This window comes from Mucilaginibacter gossypii (assembly GCF_017569325.2).
In the GTDB taxonomy this organism is placed as follows: Bacteria; Bacteroidota; Bacteroidia; order Sphingobacteriales; family Sphingobacteriaceae; genus Mucilaginibacter; species Mucilaginibacter gossypii.
In genome coordinates, this window is the sequence record NZ_CP071878.2 from 1430809 (window position 1) to 1455795 (window position 24987).

At 42.5% G+C, this 24987-nt stretch carries 22 protein-coding genes; 6 read left to right on the plus strand and 16 right to left on the minus strand.

From position 1 onward, the window contains the following. Positions 1 to 34: 34 nt before the first annotated feature. The 5 genes from J3L18_RS06195 to J3L18_RS06215 all read right to left on the minus strand — a co-directional run bounded on the left by J3L18_RS06195 (position 35) and on the right by J3L18_RS06215 (position 5725). A complete protein-coding gene (locus J3L18_RS06195) occupies positions 35 to 1480 on the minus strand; it encodes an arginine deiminase family protein (protein WP_129571212.1) in 1446 nt (481 codons plus the stop codon). A gap of 142 nt (positions 1481 to 1622) precedes the next feature. Then, positions 1623 to 1937 carry an antibiotic biosynthesis monooxygenase gene (locus J3L18_RS06200; protein WP_129571213.1) on the minus strand — a complete coding sequence of 105 codons (315 nt, stop codon included), beginning with the start codon at positions 1935 to 1937 and terminating at the stop codon, positions 1623 to 1625. A gap of 67 nt (positions 1938 to 2004) precedes the next feature. After that, positions 2005 to 2778 carry a helix-turn-helix transcriptional regulator gene (locus J3L18_RS06205; protein ID WP_129571214.1) on the minus strand — a complete coding sequence of 258 codons (774 nt, stop codon included), beginning with the start codon at positions 2776 to 2778 and terminating at the stop codon, positions 2005 to 2007. Positions 2779 to 2839: 61 nt separating this feature from the next. Then, positions 2840 to 5329: a replication restart helicase PriA gene (gene priA, locus J3L18_RS06210; RefSeq protein WP_129571215.1), complete on the minus strand. Its 2490-nt coding sequence runs from the start codon at positions 5327 to 5329 to the stop codon at positions 2840 to 2842. A 6-nt stretch (positions 5330 to 5335) separates the two neighbouring features. Continuing rightward, entirely contained in the window at positions 5336 to 5725 is a 390-nt protein-coding gene (locus J3L18_RS06215) for a DUF423 domain-containing protein (protein WP_129571216.1), read from the minus strand. A gap of 85 nt (positions 5726 to 5810) precedes the next feature. Between J3L18_RS06215 and J3L18_RS06220 the strand changes: the two genes are divergently transcribed. Both J3L18_RS06220 and J3L18_RS06225 read left to right on the plus strand, forming a co-directional pair. Next, the gene (locus J3L18_RS06220) at positions 5811 to 7400 is read left to right on the plus strand and encodes a hypothetical protein (RefSeq protein ID WP_129571217.1); all 1590 of its coding nucleotides are present in this window, start codon (positions 5811 to 5813) and stop codon (positions 7398 to 7400) included. Positions 7401 to 7536: 136 nt separating this feature from the next. Beyond that, positions 7537 to 8991, plus strand: a complete 1455-nt coding sequence (locus J3L18_RS06225; RefSeq protein WP_129571218.1) for a DUF5723 family protein — start codon at positions 7537 to 7539, stop codon at positions 8989 to 8991. Here J3L18_RS06225 and tsaB read toward each other — a convergent pair. The 4 genes from tsaB to rpmH form a co-directional block, all read right to left on the minus strand. Then, positions 8988 to 9680, minus strand: coding sequence for a tRNA (adenosine(37)-N6)-threonylcarbamoyltransferase complex dimerization subunit type 1 TsaB (tsaB, locus tag J3L18_RS06230; RefSeq protein WP_129571219.1), 693 nt, complete (start codon positions 9678 to 9680; stop codon positions 8988 to 8990). The genes J3L18_RS06225 and tsaB overlap by 4 nt on opposite strands. A 9-nt stretch (positions 9681 to 9689) precedes the next feature. Beyond that, positions 9690 to 9932 (minus strand): membrane protein insertion efficiency factor YidD, encoded by a 243-nt coding sequence (gene yidD / locus J3L18_RS06235; protein ID WP_167516103.1) that lies wholly within the window; start codon positions 9930 to 9932, stop codon positions 9690 to 9692. 13 nt (positions 9933 to 9945) lie between these two features. Continuing rightward, positions 9946 to 10350, minus strand: coding sequence for a ribonuclease P protein component (locus tag J3L18_RS06240; RefSeq protein ID WP_090527060.1), 405 nt, complete (start codon positions 10348 to 10350; stop codon positions 9946 to 9948). 76 nt (positions 10351 to 10426) lie between these two features. Then, positions 10427 to 10585: a 50S ribosomal protein L34 gene (gene rpmH / locus J3L18_RS06245; protein WP_083878950.1), complete on the minus strand. Its 159-nt coding sequence runs from the start codon at positions 10583 to 10585 to the stop codon at positions 10427 to 10429. A gap of 384 nt (positions 10586 to 10969) precedes the next feature. Here rpmH and J3L18_RS06250 point away from each other — a divergent pair, with 384 nt between their 5' ends. After that, a complete protein-coding gene (locus tag J3L18_RS06250) occupies positions 10970 to 11848 on the plus strand; it encodes a ChaN family lipoprotein (RefSeq protein WP_129571220.1) in 879 nt (292 codons plus the stop codon). Positions 11849 to 12020: 172 nt separating this feature from the next. On the opposite strand, the gene mscL is transcribed toward J3L18_RS06250, so the two are convergent. Then, complete coding sequence (gene mscL, locus J3L18_RS06255) at positions 12021 to 12425, minus strand: large-conductance mechanosensitive channel protein MscL (RefSeq protein WP_129571221.1); 405 nt, start codon at positions 12423 to 12425, stop codon at positions 12021 to 12023. Between the two features lie 176 nt (positions 12426 to 12601). Between mscL and rpoN the strand changes: the two genes are divergently transcribed. After that, positions 12602 to 14077 (plus strand): RNA polymerase factor sigma-54, encoded by a 1476-nt coding sequence (gene rpoN / locus J3L18_RS06260; RefSeq protein ID WP_091162668.1) that lies wholly within the window; start codon positions 12602 to 12604, stop codon positions 14075 to 14077. A gap of 308 nt (positions 14078 to 14385) precedes the next feature. Here rpoN and J3L18_RS06265 read toward each other — a convergent pair whose 3' ends face one another. Then, on the minus strand, positions 14386 to 15522 hold the full coding sequence (locus J3L18_RS06265; RefSeq protein ID WP_129571222.1) for a cysteine desulfurase family protein: 1137 nt from the start codon (positions 15520 to 15522) through the stop codon (positions 14386 to 14388). 122 nt (positions 15523 to 15644) lie between these two features. Then, entirely contained in the window at positions 15645 to 17036 is a 1392-nt protein-coding gene (gene glmM / locus J3L18_RS06270) for a phosphoglucosamine mutase (RefSeq protein ID WP_129571223.1), read from the minus strand. A 265-nt stretch (positions 17037 to 17301) separates the two neighbouring features. On the opposite strand from glmM, the gene J3L18_RS06275 reads away from it, so the two are divergent. Beyond that, positions 17302 to 17865 carry a phosphatase PAP2 family protein gene (locus tag J3L18_RS06275; RefSeq protein WP_129571224.1) on the plus strand — a complete coding sequence of 188 codons (564 nt, stop codon included), beginning with the start codon at positions 17302 to 17304 and terminating at the stop codon, positions 17863 to 17865. After that, a complete protein-coding gene (locus J3L18_RS06280; protein WP_129571225.1) occupies positions 17865 to 18581 on the plus strand; it encodes a ZIP family metal transporter in 717 nt (238 codons plus the stop codon). The genes J3L18_RS06275 and J3L18_RS06280 overlap by 1 nt, the downstream gene beginning before the upstream one ends. Positions 18582 to 18628: 47 nt before the next feature. On the opposite strand, the gene J3L18_RS06285 is transcribed toward J3L18_RS06280, so the two are convergent. The 4 genes from J3L18_RS06285 to argB form a co-directional block, all read right to left on the minus strand. Then, positions 18629 to 21439 carry a S9 family peptidase gene (locus tag J3L18_RS06285; RefSeq protein ID WP_129571226.1) on the minus strand — a complete coding sequence of 937 codons (2811 nt, stop codon included), beginning with the start codon at positions 21437 to 21439 and terminating at the stop codon, positions 18629 to 18631. Between the two features lie 203 nt (positions 21440 to 21642). After that, positions 21643 to 23019, minus strand: a complete 1377-nt coding sequence (locus tag J3L18_RS06290) for an aspartate kinase (protein WP_129571227.1) — start codon at positions 23017 to 23019, stop codon at positions 21643 to 21645. Positions 23020 to 23215: 196 nt separating this feature from the next. Next, entirely contained in the window at positions 23216 to 24034 is an 819-nt protein-coding gene (gene proC / locus J3L18_RS06295; protein WP_090527080.1) for a pyrroline-5-carboxylate reductase, read from the minus strand. Then, on the minus strand, positions 24031 to 24876 hold the full coding sequence (gene argB, locus J3L18_RS06300) for an acetylglutamate kinase (RefSeq protein ID WP_112654289.1): 846 nt from the start codon (positions 24874 to 24876) through the stop codon (positions 24031 to 24033). The genes proC and argB overlap by 4 nt, the downstream gene beginning before the upstream one ends. Positions 24877 to 24987: the final 111 nt, after the last annotated feature.

The following is a 24987-nucleotide window of genomic DNA, read 5'->3' on the forward strand; positions in this document are numbered from 1 at the left end:
CAATGACTTAATGACCAGATGACTCAATGATAAATTAAATTACAGTATCCCTGAATACCGGCATGCTCATGCAATGGAAACCACCACGGGCACGGGAAAGTTCGGCTGAAGGCATTAATATCAGCGTATCAGTCAAACTTTGCGGATCAAGTTCATTATTCTCAAATTTTTGAAGCAGTTCGGCTACCCGGATCACATTAAAGCCACCTTCTTTAAAAGCCTCTACAGTTTTATCATTCCGATCATATCCAACAACAACGCCTTCTTTTAGGGCCAGCAGGTTGCAGGAGTCTGTCCACTGTTCACGGGCATCAAAGGGGAAGGTGTTGTTGCCCGAGTAAATAAACTTGGTTTTTACACCGCTTTTGAGGTCGTTCTCGCTGATGTCAGAAAGCAGGTCCTCAATACAACCAAATAGCCTTGGTTTTTCATCTTTTTCAAACTGTACAATTTCTGCCCGTTCTTTTTGTTTTTTATCGGCAAACCATGATATCGGCTCCCGTTCTTCAATAGGGGCTTCGGCCACCGCAAGCGAGCGAAGTAATACCCAGGTATCGCGTTTTACCTGTGTGAATACAGTATCGATATGCATGTAATCACGCTTGTTTGGGATTTTTACGATGGTTACCTTCTTCACTACATCGTGCTCAAACAACAGCCTGATAGCTTCATTAGCCCCGCTGACAGATGTCCGCTCGCTGCAGCCGATCACTAAATGATCAGGACTTACCATCATCACATCACCGCCTTCTAAAGTTGTGCGGCCTTCAGCATCTTCGCCCGGGCGTAAAAAATGCTGCGCGGTTTCAGGAATCTCCAAAATATTATTGCGATAAGCTTCAAACAGCGGATGATTGAAAAATATGTAACGCATCAGCAAAGTTTCGCGGAAACGGGCTTTCTTTGCCGGCTTATTGAGCAGCATATGATTATTAACCGCTATACCCAAATCCCTCGAAAAAATAAGATTGGGGATAGGGGCAAAGATCATTTCTTCGGTTGTTAACGAGCCCGAAATAAAGATCTTAGCCAGCTCAACCGGATCCGTGTCTGTAAGTTGCTGCTGCAAGCGATAGTTGCAGCTTTCAACGGCACAAACTGCAGCTACCAGTTTTTTGCGGATATCCGGCTGCTGTAAAATATCAGCCAGCAAGGTTTGGATCTCGATAACTTTATCTGACGAATGGAAGCCTGGATTATCAGGTTTAAAAAATGAACGGCGGGTAGCTTCATCATCAATTTGATTCAGCTTGCCTTTTATTTTGTCGGGGTCAAGAAAATAGAGCAGGAGCTTTACATAATAATCGTATTCATTCCGGCGCACGGTATCCAGGTGAATTATATCTTCAAAAAGCCAGTCCTGCGCCTTTGAAGGCACAACTTTGCCTAAACCGCTATCCGGACTATGAATAAGCAATGTGCGGAGTGTGCCAATTTCGGAGGTTACATCTATTTTAAAATCGGAGTTGGTTATTGTCATAAAACACTATAATCGTAACACAAATCTATCAGAAATTAAATTACAAAACGGGCTTACCCGGCAAAATTAGGCCGGGTAATATTTGCCTGTTCTTTTAATTCAATATAAAACGTTTTATGTGTCGATTATATGTTGCTGCTTTCTAATCGGCAATCTCCCGGTAAGTGTTCCTTTCCATGTTTACGTTTAGCCTTTGCAACATGGCCTTCATATCAAAGCCCTGTTGCTGATATAGCTGCTGCACTGCCTCTTTAGCTTTTTGTAAAACATCTTCGTTTTGCCAAATGGCGGTTGTAATGCAAATGAGGTTGCCTTGGTCATCATAGCGCTCAAAGGCACGGTCTTCAATAAATCCGTCGAGCTTTTTAATAAAGTCGCGGTTGACTTTCATACGTCCTTTAAATTCCTGTTGAGCTGTTGCGGGAACAATAAATTGATCTATAAATATCTGTTTCATGATAATCCTTGTTTTTGTTCCAAAATTCAGCACAATCAACGCCCAATACTTGTAAAAAATCATTGATTTACCAGGCCCTTGGTATTTTGAAGAAATCGGTAGGGTTTAACCCTGTAAACAGTTTAAATTCCTTGTTGAAATGCGGCTGGTCAAAGTACCCGGCTTCTAAAGCTACCTGGCTGAGCGAACCGTTTTTAGGTTTACTATCAACTATCGACCTGATCTTAATGATATTGGAAAACTGCTTTGGCGAAGTACCAACCACTCGTCTGAAGCGTTTTTCAAATGCATCCTGGCTTATATAATGAGTATCGGCAAGGTCCTTAATTTTGATCATGCCCTTTGATAAGCGGATCTTTTGCAGGGCAGATATGATCAACTGGTCCTGTTTGTGGCTTTCAATATGTTTAAGCAGAAATTGTTCGGTGATGATTACCCGTTGCTGATTATTGGCTGCTTCTGCCAGTTGTTCTTCAGTTAAGGATAATTCACGCAGGTCAATAAAGTTATCAAGCGGCAGAGTTGCCTCAAATAATTCATGAAGCGGATTTTTGAAAAACGCTGCCGCGCCGGCTGCTTTAAATAAAACCAACATATTGCCCGTGCCCGGTGCATAATTAATTAGCCTGGGCGATTTTTTTAAGCCGGTGATTAAAGAGGAGGGGAGCTTACCGCTATGTGCCTCGGTAATATCGCTAATCTTGCCACCGTATCTGAACGCCATTACCAGCGATGTATCAGGCAAAATACGATTAACCAGATCATTTGCAGTCTCGATAAAAACGTATTGCCGTATAAAAGGCTTTAGTATTTCGCCGGGCGTAAAGCGTTCAATATGCATTTAACTAAGATACAGAATTTGTTAATCAGAAAATTCCCGTCCGACGCGACTCAAGATCGTATTAATACGGATCAACGTCGGGCTGTACAATACTGCCCGTGCTAAGTTTGGTTGTATAATATTGAGTGATCACATCCCTTAAAACAGTTTTTGCCTTAATGATAGAGATCCCATCCTTCTCAAATTTGAGCATAATGCTTTTAATGTAATAATTGCGGATCCTGCTAATGAGTGGTTGTTCCGGGCCAATCACCCGCTCGCCGAAATGCTCGCGGAGGCGCGCGCCGAGGTACTCTGCCTGGTTATGGAGCACATCGGGATTTTTATGCTTGATATCGAGGTTAATGATCCGGTAGAAGGGAGGGTATTTAAAGCTTTTCCGCTCTTCCATCTCGGTAAAATAAAGATCGGCGTAGTTGTTATCAATCACCTGCTTTAACACCCTGTGATAAATATCATAGGTTTGTACAACTACTTTGCCCTGCTTACCCCGGCGGCCGGCCCTGCCGCTTACCTGTGCAAGTAGTTGATAACCACGCTCGTTTGCCCTATAGTCAGGGAATTTTAGCAGGCTATCAGCATTAATAATACCAATCAGTGTCACATCTGAAAAATCAAGCCCTTTGGCCACCATCTGGGTACCAACCAATATATCTATCCTTTTCTCTTCCAGATCGTTGAGGATAGTTTGCAGGGAATTCCGTGATCGTGTAGTATCAAGGTCCATCCGGGCAATCCGGGCTTCGGGCAATAAAACGCTCAGTTCATCTTCAATTTTTTCGGTACCGAAGCCTTTATATTCCAGGTGGGTAGATCCGCAGGCGGGGCAAATGGATGGCGTATCTTCCTTGTAACCGCAGTAGTGGCAATGCAGTTTGCCGCTGCTTTTATGATAAGTAAGGCTTACATCGCAGTTAATACATTTGGGAGTATAAGCACATACTTTGCACATCAGGATGGGGGCATATCCGCGGCGGTTTTGGAATAAAATTACCTGCTCTTTATTTTCAAGCGCCTGCTTGATGCCCTCCATCAGCACACTGGTAAAGTGCGACTGGATAGTTTTTTGTTTGGTTTCATGAGCGATGCTTACTACCTGCACATCGGGCAGCTCAACGCCGCCAAAGCGTTCGGTGAGCTCTGCAAAACCGTATTTGTGAGTGCGGGCGTTATAGTAGCTTTCGAAGGATGGCGTGGCCGAACCCAAAAGCACTTTACCCTGGTGCATGTTAGCCAAAAAAATCGAGGTGTCGCGTGCGTTGTAGCGCGGCGCCGGATCAAATTGCTTGTATGATGTTTCGTGCTCTTCATCAACAATGATCAATCCCAGATCGGCAAAAGGTAAAAACACAGACGACCGCGCGCCGAGCACAATCTTATACTCTCCGCTTAAAACTTTCTGCCAAACCTCAACCCGCTCATTGTCATTAAAACGCGAATGATAAACACCGATATCCGCACCAAAATACGTCCGTAACCTTTCAATAATATGTGTTGTTAGGGCTATTTCAGGCAAAAGGTAAAGTACCTGTTTCCCGCTGCGTACAATATCTTCTATCAGCCTTACATATAATTGTGTTTTGCCTGATGAGGTTACGCCATGCAACAACGTTACTTCTTTTTCTTTAAACTGCCCGCGGATGCTTTGAAGTACCTCCGTTTGCTGTTCGCTCAATTCAAAGTTGTTGCCTTCTTCTCCTTCTTCCTCAAAATGCAGGCGGCTAACGTTTCTGTCCTCCGAAAAGAAGATCTCTTTTTCAATGAGCGATTTAATGCTTGATTCACCTGCACCGCTCTCTTCAATAAGTTCGTTTTTGGTGATGTTTTTTTGATGACGGGAAAGCTTGATGTAAGCTAATAGGGCATCGGCCTGTTTAGGCGCGCGCTTTTCTAATATCGGGAATAGCTCCCGCAGATTATCCTGGTTGTTATAAACCGGGTTAAGTGTAATAAAAGTGCGTTTGCGGGGCTTATAACGTTCGTTTACTTCTTCGGATATGTTGATGATGTTTTTTTCAAACATCAGCTTCAATATCGGCATTACAGTTTTCTGTCCCAAAAGCTTGGTAATATCGCTTATGGTAAGCTCCAGCTGAATTTCGAGGGCTTCAACAATTAAAAACTCTTTATCGTGAAGCGTGGCTTTATCTATCTCATATTCCCGGTTAAGCATGATGCGGGTTTCGCTGGCCAGCTTCAGTGCTGATGGCAGCGCGGCGTTCATAACTTCGCCTATGTTGCACATATAGTAATCTGCCAGCCACTGCCAAAATTCGAGCTGCTTAGGAGTTACAACCGGGCGGTCATCCAGGATCTCGATGATATATTTTGCTTCGTACTTTTCGGGCGCCAGTTTCCCTATCTCTTTAACAATGGCTGTATAAAGCTTGCTTTTGCCGAACTGCACCACCACTCTTTTGCCAATAGCAATAGCATCATTTTGCTCATAAGGAACCCGGTAGGTGTAGTTTTTTGAAATAGCCAATGGCAAAATCACTTCGGCAAAAAGTGTTTCACGGTCGGTATGTTCAATTTCTGCAAACTCTAACATTGTTTATTATTTGTTGCGGATAGCAGCTAATGCCAGCATCAGCCAGCCCAAAATGAACAACAAACCACCAATGGGTGTAATTGGCCCCATGGCTATAAGCCAGTTCCAGCCAAGCAGATCGCGGCATGACAACAGGTACAGCGAACCTGAAAAGAATATAATGCCGAAAGTGAACAGGTAGTAAGCTGCCGATATTAAGCCCCCGCTCTTTTCGCGCGCAAAAACTGCTAAAAAAAGCAGGGCAAATACATGATAGAAGTTGTATTGTACAGCAGTATGCCAAACCTCAAGCTGGGCGGGGGTAAGCAACGCTTTTAAACCGTGGGCTCCAAAAGCGCCGGTTATAACGGCCAGCATACCTAAAAACGAAGCGGTAATAATTATTTGTTTGTTCATGCGATATAAAAAGCTAAGTTAACCAATTGAAAGTATTACTTTAACGCCGTGGGGTAAAATTCTATATTTGCTGCACGCCCCTGCTATGAAACGACTGATAGTAACCACTATATTTTTGATTATAGCTACCGTGCTGGTAACGGTGTTATATTTTAAAAATTTAAGTCCGCCGGGAGTGCGTACCGGGCAGGTTATGCGCGCTATTCCTGATAATGCGGTGGCAGTATTTGAGTTTGGTAATGAAAAGGGATTTTATGATATTTTTGCCGGCAACCAGCTCTTGAGCACTTTTGTTGGCCCCGGCAAATTACATGAACTTGACACCTTACGCAAGTTGCTTATTGCCTCTCCACAGCTTGATCAATTTTTTACAGGCCAAAACATTTTCGTTTCCCTTCATCCTACAAATAATGATAATATAGACTTGCTCGTAACCACCTCGGCATCAAAAGCTTTTTCCGCAACTATGTTTAATCATTTAACAGGCAATGCCAAAAGCGCTTTACAAATAGCGCCTATGCAAATAGCGGCAAGCCAGGGTTATAATATATATGTTAAGCCGCTCAATAAACATTTTTATCTCATTAAAACCGGCGACAATATATTTTCGGGCAGTTTTTCAAAAGATTTGGTTGATCATAGCGCCATCTACCAGCAGGATAAAGGCCATAATGGCTTTGTACCGTTGCCTGAGCAGCAAAACGCCAATTCGCTTGCCAATCTTTATATTAATTACAACCAGTTTAACCCGTTTTTTGATCAGCTCTTCCTTAATAAAACTACCGATCTTTTTAAGAGCTTTAGAATGCTGCCGGCCTATGCGGCATTAAACTTAAATTATAAAAGCGATGCTTTGATGTTTAACGGGTTCACCACTAAGCAAAATAATGCAACCAGTTATTTAAACATTTTTTCGGCCCAGCAACCTGTCGAGAATCATTTAAAAGATATTTTCCCGGCTACAACTGCCTACAGCACAAGCTTCGCCGTTTCAGATCCTAAAAAGTTTGAAACCGACCTTTCACAGTGGCATGATAAAGCGGGAGTGGGCAAGGAAAAGAATGAACTTTTGAATAAGGTAAAATCAGAAGCAGGGCTGTTTGTAAAACCCGAGTTTGAAAAGCTGCTCGGTAACGAGTTCGCGATAGTTACCACGCGGTACTTTGAAAAATTTGCCATCATTTCTGTTAAGGATGGCTCAAAGCTTTTTCCGGTGATGATGAACATCAGTAATATGGTTACCGATAAAGTTGGCCAGTTTAATTATGAAAAACTGCCTTTCTTTTTATTGGGCGATGCATTCAGCATTTTCCGGAAACCTTACTTTATGATCATTGATAATTATCTCATACTTGCCACGTCGGTATCCGAGTTAGAAAGTTATAACGACACCTACTTCAACCGCAAATTCATAGGCAAAACCGATCAGTATACCCAGTTTGATAATTTGCTGGCCGAAAGGAGCAATGTGGCCTTCTTTATTAACTTTAAAAACATGCAGCCTTTATTAAAACGCGATTTAAAAAGGCCTTTTTACGATGCTTTTGAAAACAGCGACCCCGGTTGGAAAAATTATTATGGTGCTGCCTTCCAACTCACTGCATCCGACAAAAACTTTTATACCAATTTTTGTATGCGCCTAAATGTTCCGGATACAAGTGCAGTTAAAAAATAAATTTATTTACGTTTACACAACAATACCCGCCAAATTTCGTAAAACATTACAAATAGCAATTTGTAAAAAATTTACAGACAATCAGCTTTGAGTTCTTTTCTTTAAGTAGATTCGGGGCAAGATATGTGAGCCAATTATGAATAAAATCTTCTTTACTATTCTTTTCTTTATTTTTTGTTCTTTATCCGTATCGGCTCAACAGTTTTCGCAATATAATACCGGCACGCTTTACGATTCATTTGAAAATCCTTCACAAAGAGCCTTTATCCCCGATTCGAGCCGGGGGGTAGCATTCAATTTTTTCATCCCGAATTTCGATGCTAATTTTTATGTAACCGGCGATATACAACGGCCGCTGAAAAGCCGCGCATTTGCAAGCCCTTCATATTATAATACCTCATCACTGCGCATCGGCCAAAATGCTTTAAATCATTTCAATGCAAATGCCAATGCCTATGCGGTAATGCTCAAGTTTTTTACCAGCTTAAACGGTAATGTTGAAATGGGCTTTTCGGCCCAAACTAAAGTAGAAGGTAAAGGCGTGGTTTCCGATGAATCTATTGCTTTTCTTGATGGACCGTCAAATTTTGCGCGTGATAATTATGATAATATATTCAACAACCATTATAGGGTACAGATGTATGACCAGTTAAGTTATATTTACCGGGAGCAGGTTAATAAACAACTGTCGTTAGGTTTTAAGCTGAGCTACCTGTCTGGTGTTGAATATAACAAAATAGATGTGGAAGAGTCGAGCCTGCAAATTAACCGCGACCCGGCAAATCCTGACAATGACAATGCCGACGTTTATATGAGGGGACGGTATTACAGGAGCTATGTGCCCGGCAGACTAAACGGGCGCGACTTTTTACCAACGTTTCGCAACCCCGGTGCATCGATATCAATGGGTGCAACTTACCGAACAGAGGATGGGGTCCTGATACAAGGTAACATCAAAGACCTTGGCTTTATCCACTGGAACAAGCGCTCGACCATTACTGATTTTAATAACACAACAAACATAACAGATATTACATCCCAGCATCGTGATGAGAATATATATAATGCTGTATATGACTTGTTCAGGGGCAACGGAATGGTTACCTCATTTAACACAAAAACCAATGCCAAAGCCGAATTGAGCATATCCAAAAGCTACTGGCTTGATGATGAAAAAACATTCAGGTACTTCCCGACGGTTGTAGCCCAAAAAGAAATGTTCTTTTCCGGTTTTACCGGTGCAATGGTCAACTCAGTACAAAAAAACAATCTGATAGCTACCTTAACGGCCACTTATGACGATTATAAGTTGTTTAATCTCGGCGCACAAATTATGATAAAATCCCCTAATGTCGAATTTTTTATAGGTTCAGAGCGCTTACTAAATACAGGCCGTCTTACCTTGGCCGCTTTAAATAATACCAATCAAATAAATAGGGTAGGCAACTATAGCGGGGCGGATATCTTCCTGGGCTTTTCATTGAAATTTGGACGGGTAATTGAACATCCCATGAACTCCAGCTATATCCCTATGGGCGAAAAAGGATTTTTTGGCCGTTTGTTTGGCCGTATTTTTAAAACCAATAATTAAAGCGCTTTTTTTCCGGCTATAAAATCTTTAAGGTAGTAAGGCTCGTAATAAGCTACATCTTCAAATGCGCCATCAGTAAATTTTTGAGCTGCTTTTTGGGTAAGATATATTGCCGAGTTTACAAAATCATCCAAAAACAAGGCATTCGGGCTTTCACTTAAAACACCTTTGCATTTTTCGGCACCATCACCAAAAAACAAGATCTGATGATCTTTCAAATAGTTGGCAAAGCTGTTTCCTTCTATGATATCAGCAGCTGTTTCACGCGCTCTGTTGCCGGCTGCATCAAATAATGCTGTGTAAACCTCCATTCGGCGGGCATCTATCATCGGGCATAACAGCATATTACCATCAGCAGCAAACCCCGGGCTGTTAATAACGCCATAAGCCATAGCCTCAAGCGTTTCAATTGCTATCAAAGGCTTATCAAGGGCGAAGCACAATCCTTTGGCTGTAGATACACCTATCCGTAAACCGGTGTATGACCCCGGACCGCTGCTTACAGCAATAGCATCAAGCTCGTTATAAGTTACTCCCGTTTTATTCAGCAATTCATCTATATATAAAGTAATAACTTCAGCATGGATATTACGGACGTTTATTTGTTTAAAGTCCAAAACCTTGGCATCGCGGGCAAGTGCTACGGAGCAGGATGTTGTTGCTGTTTCTATTTGAAGTATAAGGCTCATATTATAAATTTATGGTACCGGATCATGCCCATGACCACCCCAGGGATTACAACTGGCAATGCGCTTTATGGTTAACCAACCACCTTTAAAAGCGCCATACTTCCTGATGGCTTCAACACCGTACTGCGAGCAGGTGGGTGTATACCGGCATGATGCAGCCGAAAGCGGAGATATAAAATATTGGTAAAATTTGATAAGGATGATGAAAACTCCCCCAACTATTGCTTTTAAAAACCTGGTGATTGTATCCATAAGCCCATTCATGTTAATTAGCCGTGACTGGTATTGCAGCAGTTAACTCACCTGAAAGCTGGGCAAGCATCCTCAGCATTTTTTTTTCGATGAAAAGGTATGGTTCAATTTCTTTGCCTACATAGCCTACCGAAACAATTATCTTTTTATCCGCTTGCTGCAGAATATCATAAAGATGCTGCTGTTTGTGGAGCCTGTACGCTTCGCGCATCAGTCGTTTTACCAAATTACGGTCAACGGCGTGTTTATAACGCTTTTTAGGAACGGAGAAAAGAATTTGCGCAGGATAGGGCTGTGGCTCGGGATTGACAAGCCAGGATACCCGGAAGGGATAACATAAAAAAGAAGAACCGTTATGAAAAAGCTTGTCAATAAGCCTTTTGTTACATAACCGTTCTTCTTTTTTAAAAGTATACATAGTTGCCATTTTTGAACCGAAGGATAAAGCAGATAAGCGGTTCCAAACCCTTATAAATAGGGTAGGGCAACCTCAATTATGCTTTGTGCCTGCCTTCGTCAGAAACAGTTAACCTTTTTCTGCCTTTAGCTCTTCTGGCTGCTAATACTCTTCTACCGTTAGCAGTTGACATGCGTTCACGGAAACCGTGTTTATTTCTTCTTTTTCTTTGAGAAGGCTGAAACGTTCTTTTCATGGCTATATTTTATTCTATTCGTCTTTTTAAAACAAGAGCGCAAATGTAGTTATTTTATTTAATAATTCAAACACTATTTTTCTTATTTATAATAACATGTGTGCTGCCGCCCGGTGGCTGCAAATCAGTGGCACTTTTTCCGGAAAACTAATTGTATACGCAATAATTAAATTCGAAATCCTGTTCATTGTCTGAACTAAATAACAGCGCTAAGCTATCATTACAAATCATATTAAATAAAAAGTTAAATTTAACATTAATTATTTGTTACAGATTCAATTTTGCAACAATGTGCAATCGCGAACTACGGCATTTGCTAAAAAAAGCTGAATAAATAGGTCCGAATCATTAACAAAGTGTAAATTCAACAGGTTATCCTAACAAATGAAATTAATCCTCTCCATACTATTTATTTCCTTATCGGCTGTTACCATAGCGCAGGAACTACCTGCAACACATTATAAAATTTACAGCACATCGGCACAAAAGATCATCACGCCCGATGATATTGTTAATGACATAGCCAATGCTGATGTGCTTTTCTTTGGCGAAGAGCATAATGATTCAACGGCGCACTATCTGGAGTTTAGCTTGTTCAAAAAGCTTTCGGAAAAATATCCGCAGAAAACAGCGCTTTCCATGGAGATGTTTCAAACTGACTGTCAGCTGGTGCTGAATGAATATCTCGCGGGGCTTATTCGCGAAAAAAATCTGGTAACAGATGCACGTACCTGGCCTAACTATAAGGATTACAAACCGCTTGTTGAACTTGCCAAATCCAATCATCTGCCGGTAATAGCAGCCAACGCTCCAACCCGCTATACCAATATGGTTACACGCGGTGGCCTTGATGCTTTAAAGCAACTTGATGCCCAGGCTAAAAGCTATCTTGCACCTCTGCCTATCGATACCGCTGCCGGGGCTTATTATGATAAATTTGCTAAAATAATGGGAGGTCATGCCTCAACGCCGGGCATGCAGATTTATCAATCGCAAAACCTTTGGGATGCTACGATGGGCTGGTCGATAGCGAAATTCCTGAAAAACCACTCCGGCTTTAAAGTATTGCAGCTTAACGGCGGCTTTCACAGTGAAGAAAAACTGGGCGCGGTAGCCCAACTTAAAAAATACGCACCCAAATTACGCGTGCTTAACATAGCAACCTACATGGATGATAGTTTTGACAAGCCCGACTGGAGCAAATTAGCCGGCATGGCCGACTATATCATTTTAACTGATCCTAAGCTGCCAAAAACTTTTTGATAGTTGATAGTTTATGGTTCATAGTGGATGGTTCATAGTCATTAGGATAAAAAAACGCGAACCATAAATTTGGTGACTATGATTGATAGTTAGGAAATAGTTGATGGTTTATAGATAGCCATATAGCACAAAAACTATGATCCATGAACCATCAACTATGAACTAAATTCCATTAAGCTTTCTTAGCCAGTAAATCGCGGATTTCGGTAAGTAAAACTTCTTCTTTAGTTGGTTCAGGTGGTGCTGCCGGGGCTGCTTCTTCTTTTTTCTTCAAAGAGTTGATACCCTTAACAATTAAAAAGATACAAAAAGCAACGATTAAAAAATCAATTACATTATTGATAAATAAACCGTAATTAATCGCGGTTTCGGGTGTTTTATCAACAGACGGTTTAAGTACGTACTTTAAATCTTTAAAATCAATACCCCCGGTTGCCATGCCAATAGGTGGCATAATAATATCTGCAACCAGCGAGGTAACAATTTTACCAAAAGCAGCGCCAATGATAACACCTACAGCAAGGTCAACCACGTTGCCCCGCATTGCAAATTCTTTAAACTCTTTTACTATTGCCATAAATTAAAGTTTGGTTACTTAAAGTTAATAATATTACATAAACTATCAATTCATATAGTTTTTTTGATAGCGCTAAAACAATTGGCATGCCTAAAACATTTAACAACTTTAAAGCAGATACCTCAAGTAATTTTTAGTTAATATTAATTTGATGTATTTTTGGCTACATCTTAATTATGCTTAAACAGAACCTTCAACAAAAACTTTTACAAAAACTTTCGCCCCAGCAAATACAATTTATAAAATTGCTGCAGGTGCCTACTGTTTCGCTTGATACCCGGATAAAAGAAGAACTGGAAGAAAACCCCGCGCTTGAAGATCTGAGCCTTACCAACCTAAACGAACCCGAAGAACAATATCCCGACCGCGACCCCGACGAAGATAATTATAACAACGATGAGGAAAAGGGCGAGATGGATGAATTTAATATTGACGACTACCTGCAGGAAGATAACGTAAACGATTACGGATCTCGCTATGATCAAAATGGTGATGATGAGGATGAGCGTAAAGAGATCCCTATTGCTGTGCAAAGCTCATTTTTTGAAAGTCTGCAAGCCCAGTTAGACCTGCTTCCCCTAAGTGATAAAGATTTCATGATTGGCAAGCAGATCATAGGCAGCCTTGATGACGACGGCTATCTGCGCCGCCCCATCATGTCGCTAACCGACGACCTTGCATTTTCACAAAATGTATTGGCTGAGGATGACGAAGTAGAAGAGATGCTCAAGGTGATCCAGGGCTTTGACCCCCCCGGGGTAGGCGCGCGCAGCTTACAGGAATGCCTGCTGATCCAGCTTAGAAAAAAAGACGCAAGCGACCCGATCGTAAAAAAAGCCATACAGGTTGTTGAACATTATTTGGATGAGTTTACCCGTAAACATTACGATAAGCTTGAAAAATCATTGAATATGAACTCCGTTGAGTTGCGTGCCGTGGTTAATGAGATCTTAAAACTCAATCCCAAACCCGGCGATTCAAACGAGATCAACACCAAGCAAATGCAGGTGATCCCTGATTTTCATATCACTAACAATGATGGCGTGCTCATCCTTACCCTCAATTCAAAAAACGCCCCCGAACTTAGGGTAAGCCGCTCATACCAGGAAATGTTTCAGCATTATGACAAGGCTTCCCAAAAGGATAAAAAGCTGAAGGAAGCAGTGCAGTTTGTAAAGCAAAAGCTTGATTCGGCCAAGTGGTTTATTGATGCTATTAAACAGCGCCAGCAAACGCTGCTTAAAACCATGAATGCCATTATGCAGTACCAGTATGAGTTTTTTCTTACCGGTGATGATAAAAACCTGAAGCCGATGATCCTGAAAGACATTGCCGACAGGATTGGAATGGATATTTCAACGGTATCCCGGGTAGCCAACTCCAAGTATGTACAAACCGAGTTTGGTACCTTTCTGCTGAAATCTTTCTTCTCCGAAGCCATCCAAACCGAAAGCGGTGAGGAAGTATCCAACAAAGAGGTTAAAAAGATTTTGGAAGAGCATATCGGCAAAGAAGATAAGCGTCACCCGCTTGCTGATGAAAAATTGACCGAAATACTCAAAGACGCCGGCTACAACATAGCCCGCCGTACCGTAGCCAAATACCGCGAACAAATGAACATCCCGGTAGCGAGGTTGAGGAAGGAGTTGTAGCTTTTTAGAGATTAGAGGTCGGAGATTAGAGATTAGTTGCAAATCAGATTTGCTTGGCAGTGTGCTTAGCGTATGAGGCGCTGAAACAAGTTACCCATGACAACTTAAAAAAGGGGTGTCATACTGAGCCCGTCGAAGTATGGCGGGCGGGCCTCTGCGCACGAGTCTTCGACAGGCTCAGACTGACAGGCCCTCTTTGTTATTTCACCTTCAGAGGCCCCGGATTTAATTTACTTAGCATGCCCCTACCAAATAAAACTCCTTAAGAACCAAGTTCTTAAGGAGTTTATATTAGCGTATTTTCAAGCTTATACATTCACAGCACAAAGCTCACGAACTTTGGCTACTACAAAATCAACTTCTTCTTTTGTATTATACTTTGAGAACGAGAAACGCACCGATGGCCGTGAAGAGCTGGCCCCTATAGCAGTTAACACGTGTGAACCAATGTCGCTACCCGAACTGCAGGCGCTGCCACCCGAAGCGGAGATCCCGGCAATATCAAGGTTAAACAGCAACATATCGCTCATTTCCATCTCGGGGAAAGCCACGTTCAATACTGTATATAAACTTTTGTCAGGGGCGGTTTCTCCGTTAAAACTTACGCCCGGAACGTTGGCAATCAGTTGCTCCATCATATAAGATTTTAAGCCCTGAATGTGGTTTTGGTGCTGTTCCATTTCGTCGTAAGCAAGTTCAAGCGCTTTGGCCAAACCAACTATACCATAAATATTTTCGGTACCGCCGCGCATGTTGCGTTCCTGGGCGCCGCCGTAAATAAATGGTTTTATTTTGATTTTATGATTGATATGCAGGAACCCCACTCCCTTAGGGCCATGCAATTTATGACCGGCACATACCACAAAATGAGCTTTAAGCTTGCTCAGGTCATGCTGGTAATGGCCCATGGTTTGCACAGTATCACAGTGATAAATGGCATTGTATGCTTCGCACAGGTCACCAATACGTTCCATGTCCGATAGGGTGCCTATTTCGTTATTGGCATGCATTAATGAAACAAAACTGCGTTCATTTTCTTTCAATAATGTTTCCAGGTGATCATAATCAATAACACCCTTGCTGTCTATATTTACCAGGCTCAATTTAATAATGCCCGATTTTTCCATTGCTTCCAGCGTGTGGAGCACTGCGTGATGCTCGGTGGGGCTGGTGATAGCATGGGTAATTTTGTGATCAATGATCCCGCACCTGATAGCCGTATTATCGGCCTCCGTACCGCTTGATGTAAAAAAGATTTCGGCGGGCGAGGTGTGCAGTAAACCGGCAATCGTTTTCCGCGAACGCTCAATTAAAGTACGGGCTTCCCGGCCGTGGGCATGTATTGACGACGGATTACCAAACTGGCTTTCCATCACCTTATACATCTCCTTCATCACATCCGGATCAAGCGGCGTAGTGGCGGCATTATCAAAATAAACGCGCATTTTTTTAAAAATTATAAATTAATGGATCAGTAACTTCAAAAACACATGCCCGGTAATTATATATAAGCAGGCAACCAACGGTATTTGCCGCCGGTTGCCTGCTATTTTTAATACCAGTAAAATTAACCTTTCAGTTGTAAGATCTCCTTAATATCGATGATGATCTTATTGGCCAAACCGTTTGCCACGGTTTCAGAATTACCTTCAGAGTAGATCCTGATAATGGGCTCGGTGTTTGACCTCCGCAAATGTACCCATTCTTTATCAAATTCTATTTTCAGGCCATCAATTGTTGAGTGGGGTTGCTTGATGTATTTTTCTTCAACTTTCGCCAAAAGGGCGTCTATATCCATTTCGGGCGTTAAAGTGATCTTGTTTTTTGAAATAAAATAACCCGGATATGACGCGCGCAAACTCGAAACCGACTTACCATATTTAGCCAGATGAGTTAAAAACAACGCGATACCAACTAAAGCGTCACGGCCGTAATGTAACTCAGGGTAGATAACCCCGCCATTACCTTCGCCGCCAATAACCGCGTTTACTTCTTTCATTTTGTTAACCACGTTAACCTCTCCAACCGCAGCCGCATGGTATTCGCCGCCTGCTTTTTCAGTTACATCGCGCAACGCACGGGTTGATGACAGGTTAGATACCGTGTTGCCCACATTGTTTTTCAAAACATAGTCGGCTACGGCAACCAGTGTATATTCTTCGCCAAACATGTTACCATCTTCGCAAACAAAGCAAAGGCGGTCCACATCCGGATCAACAGCAATACCCAAATCGGCACGTTTACCCACAACCTCTTTTGATAAAGCTATCAGGTTTTCGGGAAGCGGCTCAGGATTATGCGGAAAATTGCCATCCGGCTCACAATATAGTTCGTGAACGGTTTCAACGCCTAAAACTTTGAGCAAGGCCGGTACAAAAATACCGCCCGTTGAGTTAACACAATCTATTACCACTTTAAAGTTGGCTTTCTTTATCGCCTCAACATCAACCAGCGGCAAGGCCAATACAAGGTCGATGTGTTTTTGAAGCCAGGTATCATCATAAGTAACTTTACCCAGATCGTTTACATCGGCATAATTAAAGTCGCTGTATTCGGCAATTGTTAGCACTTCCTTGCCATCGGCATCACTGATGAACTCGCCGTTTGCATTGAGCAATTTAAGGGCGTTCCATTGTTTTGGGTTGTGGCTCGCGGTTAGGATGATTCCACCTGCTGCCTGCTCACCGGTAACGGCAACCTCAACAGTCGGCGTAGTTGATAAACCAAGATCAATAACATCAATCCCCAAACCCTGTAGTGTGCCAATAACAAGATTGTTCACCATAGCACCCGATAAACGGGCGTCGCGGCCTACCACAATCTTTTTAATCCCCGATTTTTTTACAGCCCATGATCCGTAGGCCGAAGTGAATTTTACAATATCAAGCGGTGTTAAACCATCGCCAACAGCACCGCCTATGGTGCCGCGTATTCCTGAAATAGATTTTATTAATGTCAAAATGCGAAGTTTTTGGTGTGGTAAAAGTAAAAAATATAAGCTACAAATGATATTGTTTTAAGGATTTACGCAAACGCTTGCATATAAGGTTACGGTTAATTTGTTGTTTTTTAATACGGTGCAGGGTGGTTTCAATTGTCATCCCTGCGCATTATTTTATGCTTAACGGGATAATGCTGCTGCTAAGTATTAAAATTTGAAGGATTTTTTAAGCTATTTGATAACTTTGGAAATTACAGTAAACAAACACCTATAGTAAAAAACAATGCCCGACTATCTTTTAAACCTCGACCGGCATTTATTTTATTTCATTAATCATGACCTGTCCAATTCCTTTTTCGACTGGATCATGCCCTTATTGCGTAACCCCAAATTCTGGATCCCGCTGTATATTTTCATCATCATTTTTTGTTTATGGCGATATAAAAAAACAGGCGCTGTTATTATAATGCTGCTGGCGGTATCGGCAGGCGTTGCTGATTTCACCAGTGGAGTTATTATCAAGCACAATATTCAGCGGCTTCGCCCTTGCCGTGATCCGGTTGTATCTGCAACCGATATCAGCCGTGTGCCCTGCGGTAGCGGTTATAGTTTCCCATCAACCCACGCCACCGATCATTTTGCCATGGCGATATTCCTCGGCTTTGTGTTTTTCAGAAAATGGAGGTGGGTATGGCTTTGGGCGATACTTTGGGCAGGCAGCATTTGCTTTGCACAGGTATATGTGGGGGTGCATTTCCCGGTAGATGTATTGTGCGGCGCTTTATATGGGGCCTTTGTTGGATGGCTGTTTTCATTATTGTTTAAAAAATTACAACCTGCCTTTTAATGGGATATTGGAAAATTCTGCTGCTTTTTTTTGCTGCCTTTTTTGGCGGTACTTCTGTATTTTTATTTAAAGGCGATAACCACAAAACGCTGAAACTGGTGCTGTCTTTCAGCGGGGCTTACCTGTTTGGTATTACCGTTTTGCACCTGATTCCCGATGCTTACCACGGTAATGATAACTACGTTGGCGTATTCATATTGGTCGGCTTCCTGTTTCAGATTGTGCTTGAACAATTTTCGGACGGGATTGAGCACGGCCACATGCACAAACACCCGCATGATATGGCAGTTTTCCCGATTGGCATCATGGCAAGCCTTTGCCTGCATGCTTTTTTGGAGGGAATGCCGCTTGCCCAGGGCAATCAGGACCAATTAGTTTACGGCATTGCCTTACACCATATCCCGGCAGCCTTCGCACTGGCTACAGTGTTGCTCACAAACAAACAAGGCAAAAACAAAACCATACTTTTTGTAGCGGTATTCGCGGTAATGGCGCCGGCAGGTTATTTTTTCAGCGATGCGTTAAGCAACGGAAACATCGGCAACCTGCAGCATTATTTTAACAGGATCATGGGCGTTGTTATCGGCATCTTCCTGCATATCTCCACTACCATCCTCTTTGAATCGAGTGCTGATCACCGTTTCAATATGCGTAAAATGATGGCGGTATTGGCCGGTGTGGCCATTGCGCTACTGGGCTTTTTGAAAGAGCTATAGATTATTAACGCTATTACTTTGTGTGAAATTAATTTCTATATAAACTTTTATTTTTCCAGCTCCAGGCCCCAGTCTTTCCCTTTATCAACCGCAGGAACTCCCTTATCCATCCAAACCGGCATTGGCGCGCCTTTTAAAAAGTGATCGAAGAATTGCTGCTCACGTATAGTAATATCTTTGCGGTTTTGGCGCAGTACCAGGTTATGAGCCTCGCCATTGTATTGCAGTAACCAAACAGGTTTACCTAAACGGCGTAAAGCTGTAAACATTTCAATCCCCTGGTACCATGGCACAGCGCCATCGGCATCATTACTCATGATCATTACCGGTGTTTTTACTTTAGGTAACTGGAACAAGGGCGAGTTTTCGATATACAGCTCGGGCTTTTCCCAAAGCGTGGCACCAATGCGGCTTTGTGATTTTTCGTACTGAAATTGCCTGTTCAGGCCAGATTCCCAGCGGATACCGCCATAGGCGGAAGTCATGTTAGCTACCGGCGCGCCTGCCCAGGCTGCTGCATACATATTGGTTTGGGTAATGAGGTAAGCCACCTGGTAACCGCCCCAGCTTTGGCCCTGTAAGCCAATATGTGCAGCATCAACCCATGTGTTTTTCCTTAAGGCCTCAACACCCGAATTTACAAACTCGACCGCTGATGCCCCCGGATGACCGGTTTGATAGCTGATATCAGGTGCGAAAACAAGATAGCCGTTGCTCACAAAAAATGAGATAGGCAGGCGGGAAGGAGTGGGAGCCGGAGCAATGTAATTATAAAGCCCGTCAGAAAGTTTCTCATAAAAATAAACTATCATCGGGTACTTTTTGGCCGGGTCAAAATCTTCGGGTTTGTACAGGATCCCTTGCGACTGATAGCCTTTAGGTGTCGTCCACCTCACAAGCTCGGCAGTGCCCCAGTTATATTCACTTTGCTGCGGGTTGATATTGCTTAGCTTGACCTCTTTTTTCAGATCGGATGAGAAGTACAAATCAGGCGACTGTTTATAGCTTGCTTTGGTGTAGATGTAAGCTTCGGCGTTTTTAGCTTTCAGCAGGTTATCATAACTCATTGAGGCCATGACCGCTTTTTCGGGCAGATTGTTAGTCTCAGGAAATTTCCTGAAATATCCCCATTGCCTGGTTTCTTCGTTTTGGGTTAATAGCCACATGGGCTCTTTCAGCGGGATGAATTTTTGCTCCGGGTCAGTTTGATCATACCTCATGATCAGTTTGTTTTTACGCCCGATGCCTTTGGTAAAGTTAAACGCGTCGCCCATTGCCGGGTCAAAACGCCATATGTCGTACCGGTCATAAATAAATACGGCCTTGTCTCCTGCTAACCAGCCGGCCATACCATAGGCCGAAGCATACCCTGGCACATCGTTCAGTTCGTCGCCCATTTTGGTGCCGGTTGCTTTGCTCAGGTTTATTTTTTGCCCTGTTGCAATGGTATAACAGTACCATGCCTGATCTTTGAGATCAAACCATAGTACATAATTGCCCTGCGGAGAGATATAATAACGGCCCAAAGAGGCATTAATAAACCTGTGATTGCCGCTTCGGGTATCAATTAAAATGGCTTGTTGCCTGGTACTGCCTTCCCACTGGGCCGATACGCGTGCGCCGGTGTCGGTAAGCCCTAAAACATAGCGGGCATCTTTATTTTCGGCAGTTAATATTTCTGGGATGGCCTTGTTACCTAATTGAACAGTTTTGGCGTTCGTTTCTTCAGGTTTTATCACAGCAAGATAGCTACGCTTTAGGTCGGTTTGCAGGTTTTTGAGCTGCTGGGGTTGCAGATAATCATCTTTGTAGTTCCAGATATCCAGTTTGGCTACCTCAAAATCAACCAGGGTGGTATCGGCAGGTTTGGGGATAGGCGCAGTGCCAAAGAAAAGGCTATTGCCGCTTTTGCTAAAGCTCACTTTGCCATCACCACTTACCGCCCAGTTATTGGATATGCCTGCAGTTCCGGCAGCGGCAATAACTTCCGCGCTATCTTTTGCCGTGTTGTAGTAATAAAGCTTAAAAGGTTTTACCAATGCCTTTTCCGGATTTTTTTCGGCAGTAAAAGCTACCTGGCGCCCGGCATCATCAATGCTGATGTTACGGTAATTACCCCTGCCGGTGCTTAATTGTTTAACCGTGTTTTTTTCCGAATCAAATAAATACAGACCAGATACAGTCTCTTTTTGTTTAGCCGGCGCTGTTACAGCAAACGCAATCCATTTTCCATTTTTACTGACCTGGTATTCGGTAACATATTTAAAAGAGTGTTCGGCGGCGGTTTTTAACTTTTTAATAGTTAAATCTGCACCTTCATGTGTAGGCGGGGCTACAGTTGCAGCTACCGCTTTTTTTGTGGTATCGCCTGATGCAGGTTTTTTAAGCGTATCGGCTGTTGCGAGGTAAGCAATAACAGCCGCATCTTCGGCTATTTTAAATGAACGGATGGCCGGGACTTTCCTTACGGATGATGATCCTAAAGTAATTATACCTAAAGTATCTTTAGGGAAATCCGATTGTTTTTTCTTCTTTATTTTGGCCTGCCTGGTATCCTTATAAAACGGACGGATAAGGCATACAGCAAATTTTGAATCGCTGCTTATCTTAATTGTGTCAGCTCTCGGAATTTTTACCAAAGTAGCGTTCCTGGCGTCTTTTATAATCAGTTCAGCATCGCCCTGCTGCGGCTTTATGACATAACCTATCCATTTACCATCATTGCTGATGCGTTGCCCTGCTATACTTTGCCATCCGTCAAACACAGTATGATCTAAAGGTTTTTTAGCTGTTTTTTGAGCAGATACATGAAACCCAATAGCTAATAACAGGCAGGCTGATAGTAAAAGTTTACGCATACAGGAAAGATGTCAAACCTAAATATGCTGAAAACTTATGGTTAAAAGAAATTAGTTACTGTAAAGTTACAATTGATGTGAAAGGTGAAAGGTGAAAGGTGAAAGGTGAAAGGTGAAAGGTGAAAGGTGAAAGGTGAAAGGAATTATGTTAAATAACCAAAAACAACCTTTGGCCTTTTAGCTTTCGCCTTTCACCTCAAAAATTAGCACATTGCTTTATTCAAAGCGCGGATCGCCTCATCGAAATCTTCGCGGGCTATCAAAAACTGGATATTGACCATCCTTAATGCAAAGCCACAGCTTTTGATATTGATCCCTTTTTGGGCCAGTGCTGTTGCGGATTTGGCCAGTAAGCCCGGCTGATCCATGTTGGAACCTATCAGGCAAACCATCGCCATTTTTTCCACAGCAACTTTTTCGTAATTGTCTTCCAGTTCTCCAATCAGTTTTTTATTGTAGTCCTTCTCCCATATCACTATAGAAATGCTGTTAGCGCTGGTGGCTTTGAAGCTATAGCTAACGCCAAACTTGTAAAACAACTGCATGATATGAAAATCCGTACCTACGTTACCAACCATTGAGGGATCGTAAATATCAATCATGATCACCTTATCGGTGCCGGTGATAACCTCAACACGCTTTTTATCACAAATGTATTCGCGGGTGATAAGCGTACCCGGGTGTTCCGGTTGGAAGGTGTTTTTGATCCGCAGGTCGATATCATTTATTTCCAACGGTTTTGACGCTTTTGGGTGGATAGCTTCCATGCCCACGTCGGCCAACTGATCGGCAACATCATAGTTGGTATTACCTACCGGGAAACAGTTTTCAACGCCAACCAATTGAGGGTCGGCAGTGCAAAGGTGGTATTCTTTGTGGATGATAGCTTCCTGTGGTTGTACAGCCACGGCAATTTTACTGAAAGTAACTTCCGAATAGCCGCGGTCGAACTCGCGCATAATACCTTCCGTGCCCTTAGCGTATCCGGTAACAATGGTAATGGTTTTTGAAAAATCAATATGGGCAAGGTCTTTCTTAATGCGTTGATCAATGGTTAATGCACGGTGGTCGTGAAAACCGCTCAGGTCAACCAAAGTAGCATTGATACCCATATTTTGCAGGATATTGGTAAAGTTAAAAGCCGAATGGCTTTCACCTATTGAGGCCAGGATCTCTCTCGCGGCCTGTAAAATGCCTTCTTTACCTACGTATCCCGATGCCAGGATATTAGCCAGGTTCTCCAGATAGGTTTGTGCATCGTTGATCCTTGTTTCAATGTACTTATCCGCTTCGGCTATGTTCAAACCAAGGCCTTCATAGGTTTTATTAATCTGCTTCAGGCGCGTAATCAATTGTTTTAACGGCGTATGAAAATCCTTGTAATTGGCAAGCTTGTGATATACGCCCGGCGCGCCTGTCTTTTTGTTTTCGAGCAGGAGGTTGGTTACTCCTGAAAATGCCGATACTACAAATATGCGGTTGTAAAGTTGTTCTCCGCTACGTTCAAACAGGATAATGTTTTTTATCACATCACCCAAAGCGGTCATGGATGTACCGCCAATTTTTTCTACTGTTAACATTTTATACTGAAAAGATCAGCAGTCAAATACCATAACCATACCAATTACTGTAGTTATTTATAATTGGTTGAATGTAAATAGCTTGTACTTGAACTGCTTTTTAAAAAAATAACTCATTTTGATATGCCCTATCAAAACGATTTAAATATAATGATTCAAAAGCTTTAAACCTTCAGCATTAAGCTTTCTGCTTAAACTAACTGTCCTTTTTATACAAATCACCTGCTTTTTCGGCCGACAGACGGATGCCTTTGATCATGGCTGAGCTGAAACCGTGGTGCTCCATTTCATTTAAGCCGGCAATGGTACAGCCGCTTGGTGAGGTTACCTTATCAATTTCCTGCTCGGGGTGCGATGCCAGTTGTAGTAACAAGTCGGCCGCTCCCTTGGCTGTTTGGGCTGCCATCTTTAAGGCGTCATGCGCGTGAAAGCCAATCTCTGTTCCTCCTTGTGAAGCAGCGCGGATCGACCTTAAAAAGAAAGCGATACCACAGGCACAAAGAGCTGTGGCCGAGGTCATCAATTCTTCATTGATCTGGATAGTTACACCAACCGTATCAAACAATGATTTGGTCATGTTGATATTTTTATTGGTGCCGTTATCTGTAGCGATACAGGTCATGGAGTGGCCTATCGCAATCGCGGTGTTCGGCATTGCCCTGATCACCTGTACATTGAGGTCAAGGTGCTGGCGGATATCGGCACAGCTAACGCCTGAGATAACAGATATCAATAATTGCTTATCCGGCTTTAACGAAGGTTTAATCTCATCTAACAGTTTATTGAGTTGTTGCGGCAGTACGGCCAGCACAATAATATCGGCTTTGCGTACGGCACGCAGGTTATTGTCTGACACATGATACCCCTGCTCCGCATATTGAGCCAGCGCAGCTACGTTACGACGGGTTAATGATATTTGCTGGGGTTTACAAATACCCTTTTTAACCAAACCTTTGGCTAATGAAAGCCCTATGTTACCGGAGCCTAATATTGAAATGTGCTGTTGTGCGTTCATGCGCTTTTTGTTAAACGTGTTCCAAATGGTTTGTTATCTTTCAATTGGCCCAGATCATCTGATTTGCCAATAATTACTGCCTTCACACCACAAGCAATTGCGGTAAAAGCGTTGTCAAGTTTAGGTAGCATACCACTGTGTATTATCCTTTCCACTTTTAGTTCCTCGTAGTGCTGCGGGTTAATTTCCCTGATCAGCGATTCTTCGTCATTAATATCCTTTAGCACACCCTTTTTTTCAAAGCAGTATATGAGGGTGGTTTCATATAATCCCGATAACGATACCGCCAATGCCGAAGCAATGGTATCTGCATTGGTATTTAGCAGCTGCCCTTCGCCATCATGCGTTATAGCACAGAAAACGGGGGTAAAGCCTGCTTCCATTAACCGGCTTATATTTTCGGGGTTGATAGAGTCTTTAACAATATCGCCCACAAAACCATAGTCAATAGTTTTTACCGGCCGTTTAACCGCTTTAATAAAGTTGCCATCGGCACCGGTCAGGCCTATGGCGTTGTTGCCAAAACGCTGCAACTGGGCTACAATATTTTTATTGATGAGGCCTCCATAAACCATGGTGACCACCCTCAGCGTTTCAATATCAGTGATGCGCCTGCCATCAACCATTTTCGATTCAATACCTAAATCTTCGGCCATTTGTGTGGCCACTTTTCCACCGCCATGTACCAGGATCTTCAGGCCGTCGAGCGCTTCAAAGTCCTTTAAAAAATGATATAGGTTTTCAGAGTTATCAATAACGTTTCCACCTATTTTGATTATATAAAGGCTCTTATTTGATGGTAATTTCCCCGTTTTGATATGATCTGTATCAATTTTATTCATTCCAGCTGTTAATATAACTCTTTTAGTGCCAAATTTCCACTTTTTTAAGCGGAAAACTGTTAAAATTACGAAAATATAGTGTGTTTTTTCAAAAATTGATTTAAAAATGAA

What these genes read in the sequence shown, in the direction of transcription:
- J3L18_RS06195 (WP_129571212.1), bottom strand. Translation starts at nt 1,480, where the DNA reads ATGACAATAACCAACTCCGATTTTAAAATAGATGTAACCTCCGAAATT.
- priA (WP_129571215.1), bottom strand. Translation starts at nt 5,329, where the DNA reads ATGTTAGAGTTTGCAGAAATTGAACATACCGACCGTGAAACACTTTTT.
- argB (WP_112654289.1), bottom strand. Translation starts at nt 24,876, where the DNA reads ATGAATAAAATTGATACAGATCATATCAAAACGGGGAAATTACCATCA.
- J3L18_RS06285 (WP_129571226.1), bottom strand. Translation starts at nt 21,439, where the DNA reads ATGCGTAAACTTTTACTATCAGCCTGCCTGTTATTAGCTATTGGGTTT.
- J3L18_RS06280 (WP_129571225.1), top strand. Translation starts at nt 17,865, where the DNA reads ATGGGATATTGGAAAATTCTGCTGCTTTTTTTTGCTGCCTTTTTTGGC.
- J3L18_RS06240 (WP_090527060.1), bottom strand. Translation starts at nt 10,350, where the DNA reads ATGTATACTTTTAAAAAAGAAGAACGGTTATGTAACAAAAGGCTTATT.
- mscL (WP_129571221.1), bottom strand. Translation starts at nt 12,425, where the DNA reads ATGGCAATAGTAAAAGAGTTTAAAGAATTTGCAATGCGGGGCAACGTG.
- tsaB (WP_129571219.1), bottom strand. Translation starts at nt 9,680, where the DNA reads ATGAGCCTTATACTTCAAATAGAAACAGCAACAACATCCTGCTCCGTA.
- rpmH (WP_083878950.1), bottom strand. Translation starts at nt 10,585, where the DNA reads ATGAAAAGAACGTTTCAGCCTTCTCAAAGAAAAAGAAGAAATAAACAC.
- J3L18_RS06215 (WP_129571216.1), bottom strand. Translation starts at nt 5,725, where the DNA reads ATGAACAAACAAATAATTATTACCGCTTCGTTTTTAGGTATGCTGGCC.
- rpoN (WP_091162668.1), top strand. Translation starts at nt 12,602, where the DNA reads ATGCTTAAACAGAACCTTCAACAAAAACTTTTACAAAAACTTTCGCCC.
- J3L18_RS06275 (WP_129571224.1), top strand. Translation starts at nt 17,302, where the DNA reads ATGCCCGACTATCTTTTAAACCTCGACCGGCATTTATTTTATTTCATT.
- J3L18_RS06265 (WP_129571222.1), bottom strand. Translation starts at nt 15,522, where the DNA reads ATGCGCGTTTATTTTGATAATGCCGCCACTACGCCGCTTGATCCGGAT.
- J3L18_RS06220 (WP_129571217.1), top strand. Translation starts at nt 5,811, where the DNA reads ATGAAACGACTGATAGTAACCACTATATTTTTGATTATAGCTACCGTG.
- J3L18_RS06200 (WP_129571213.1), bottom strand. Translation starts at nt 1,937, where the DNA reads ATGAAACAGATATTTATAGATCAATTTATTGTTCCCGCAACAGCTCAA.
- J3L18_RS06290 (WP_129571227.1), bottom strand. Translation starts at nt 23,019, where the DNA reads ATGTTAACAGTAGAAAAAATTGGCGGTACATCCATGACCGCTTTGGGT.
- J3L18_RS06225 (WP_129571218.1), top strand. Translation starts at nt 7,537, where the DNA reads ATGAATAAAATCTTCTTTACTATTCTTTTCTTTATTTTTTGTTCTTTA.
- proC (WP_090527080.1), bottom strand. Translation starts at nt 24,034, where the DNA reads ATGAACGCACAACAGCACATTTCAATATTAGGCTCCGGTAACATAGGG.
- J3L18_RS06205 (WP_129571214.1), bottom strand. Translation starts at nt 2,778, where the DNA reads ATGCATATTGAACGCTTTACGCCCGGCGAAATACTAAAGCCTTTTATA.
- J3L18_RS06250 (WP_129571220.1), top strand. Translation starts at nt 10,970, where the DNA reads ATGAAATTAATCCTCTCCATACTATTTATTTCCTTATCGGCTGTTACC.
- yidD (WP_167516103.1), bottom strand. Translation starts at nt 9,932, where the DNA reads ATGGATACAATCACCAGGTTTTTAAAAGCAATAGTTGGGGGAGTTTTC.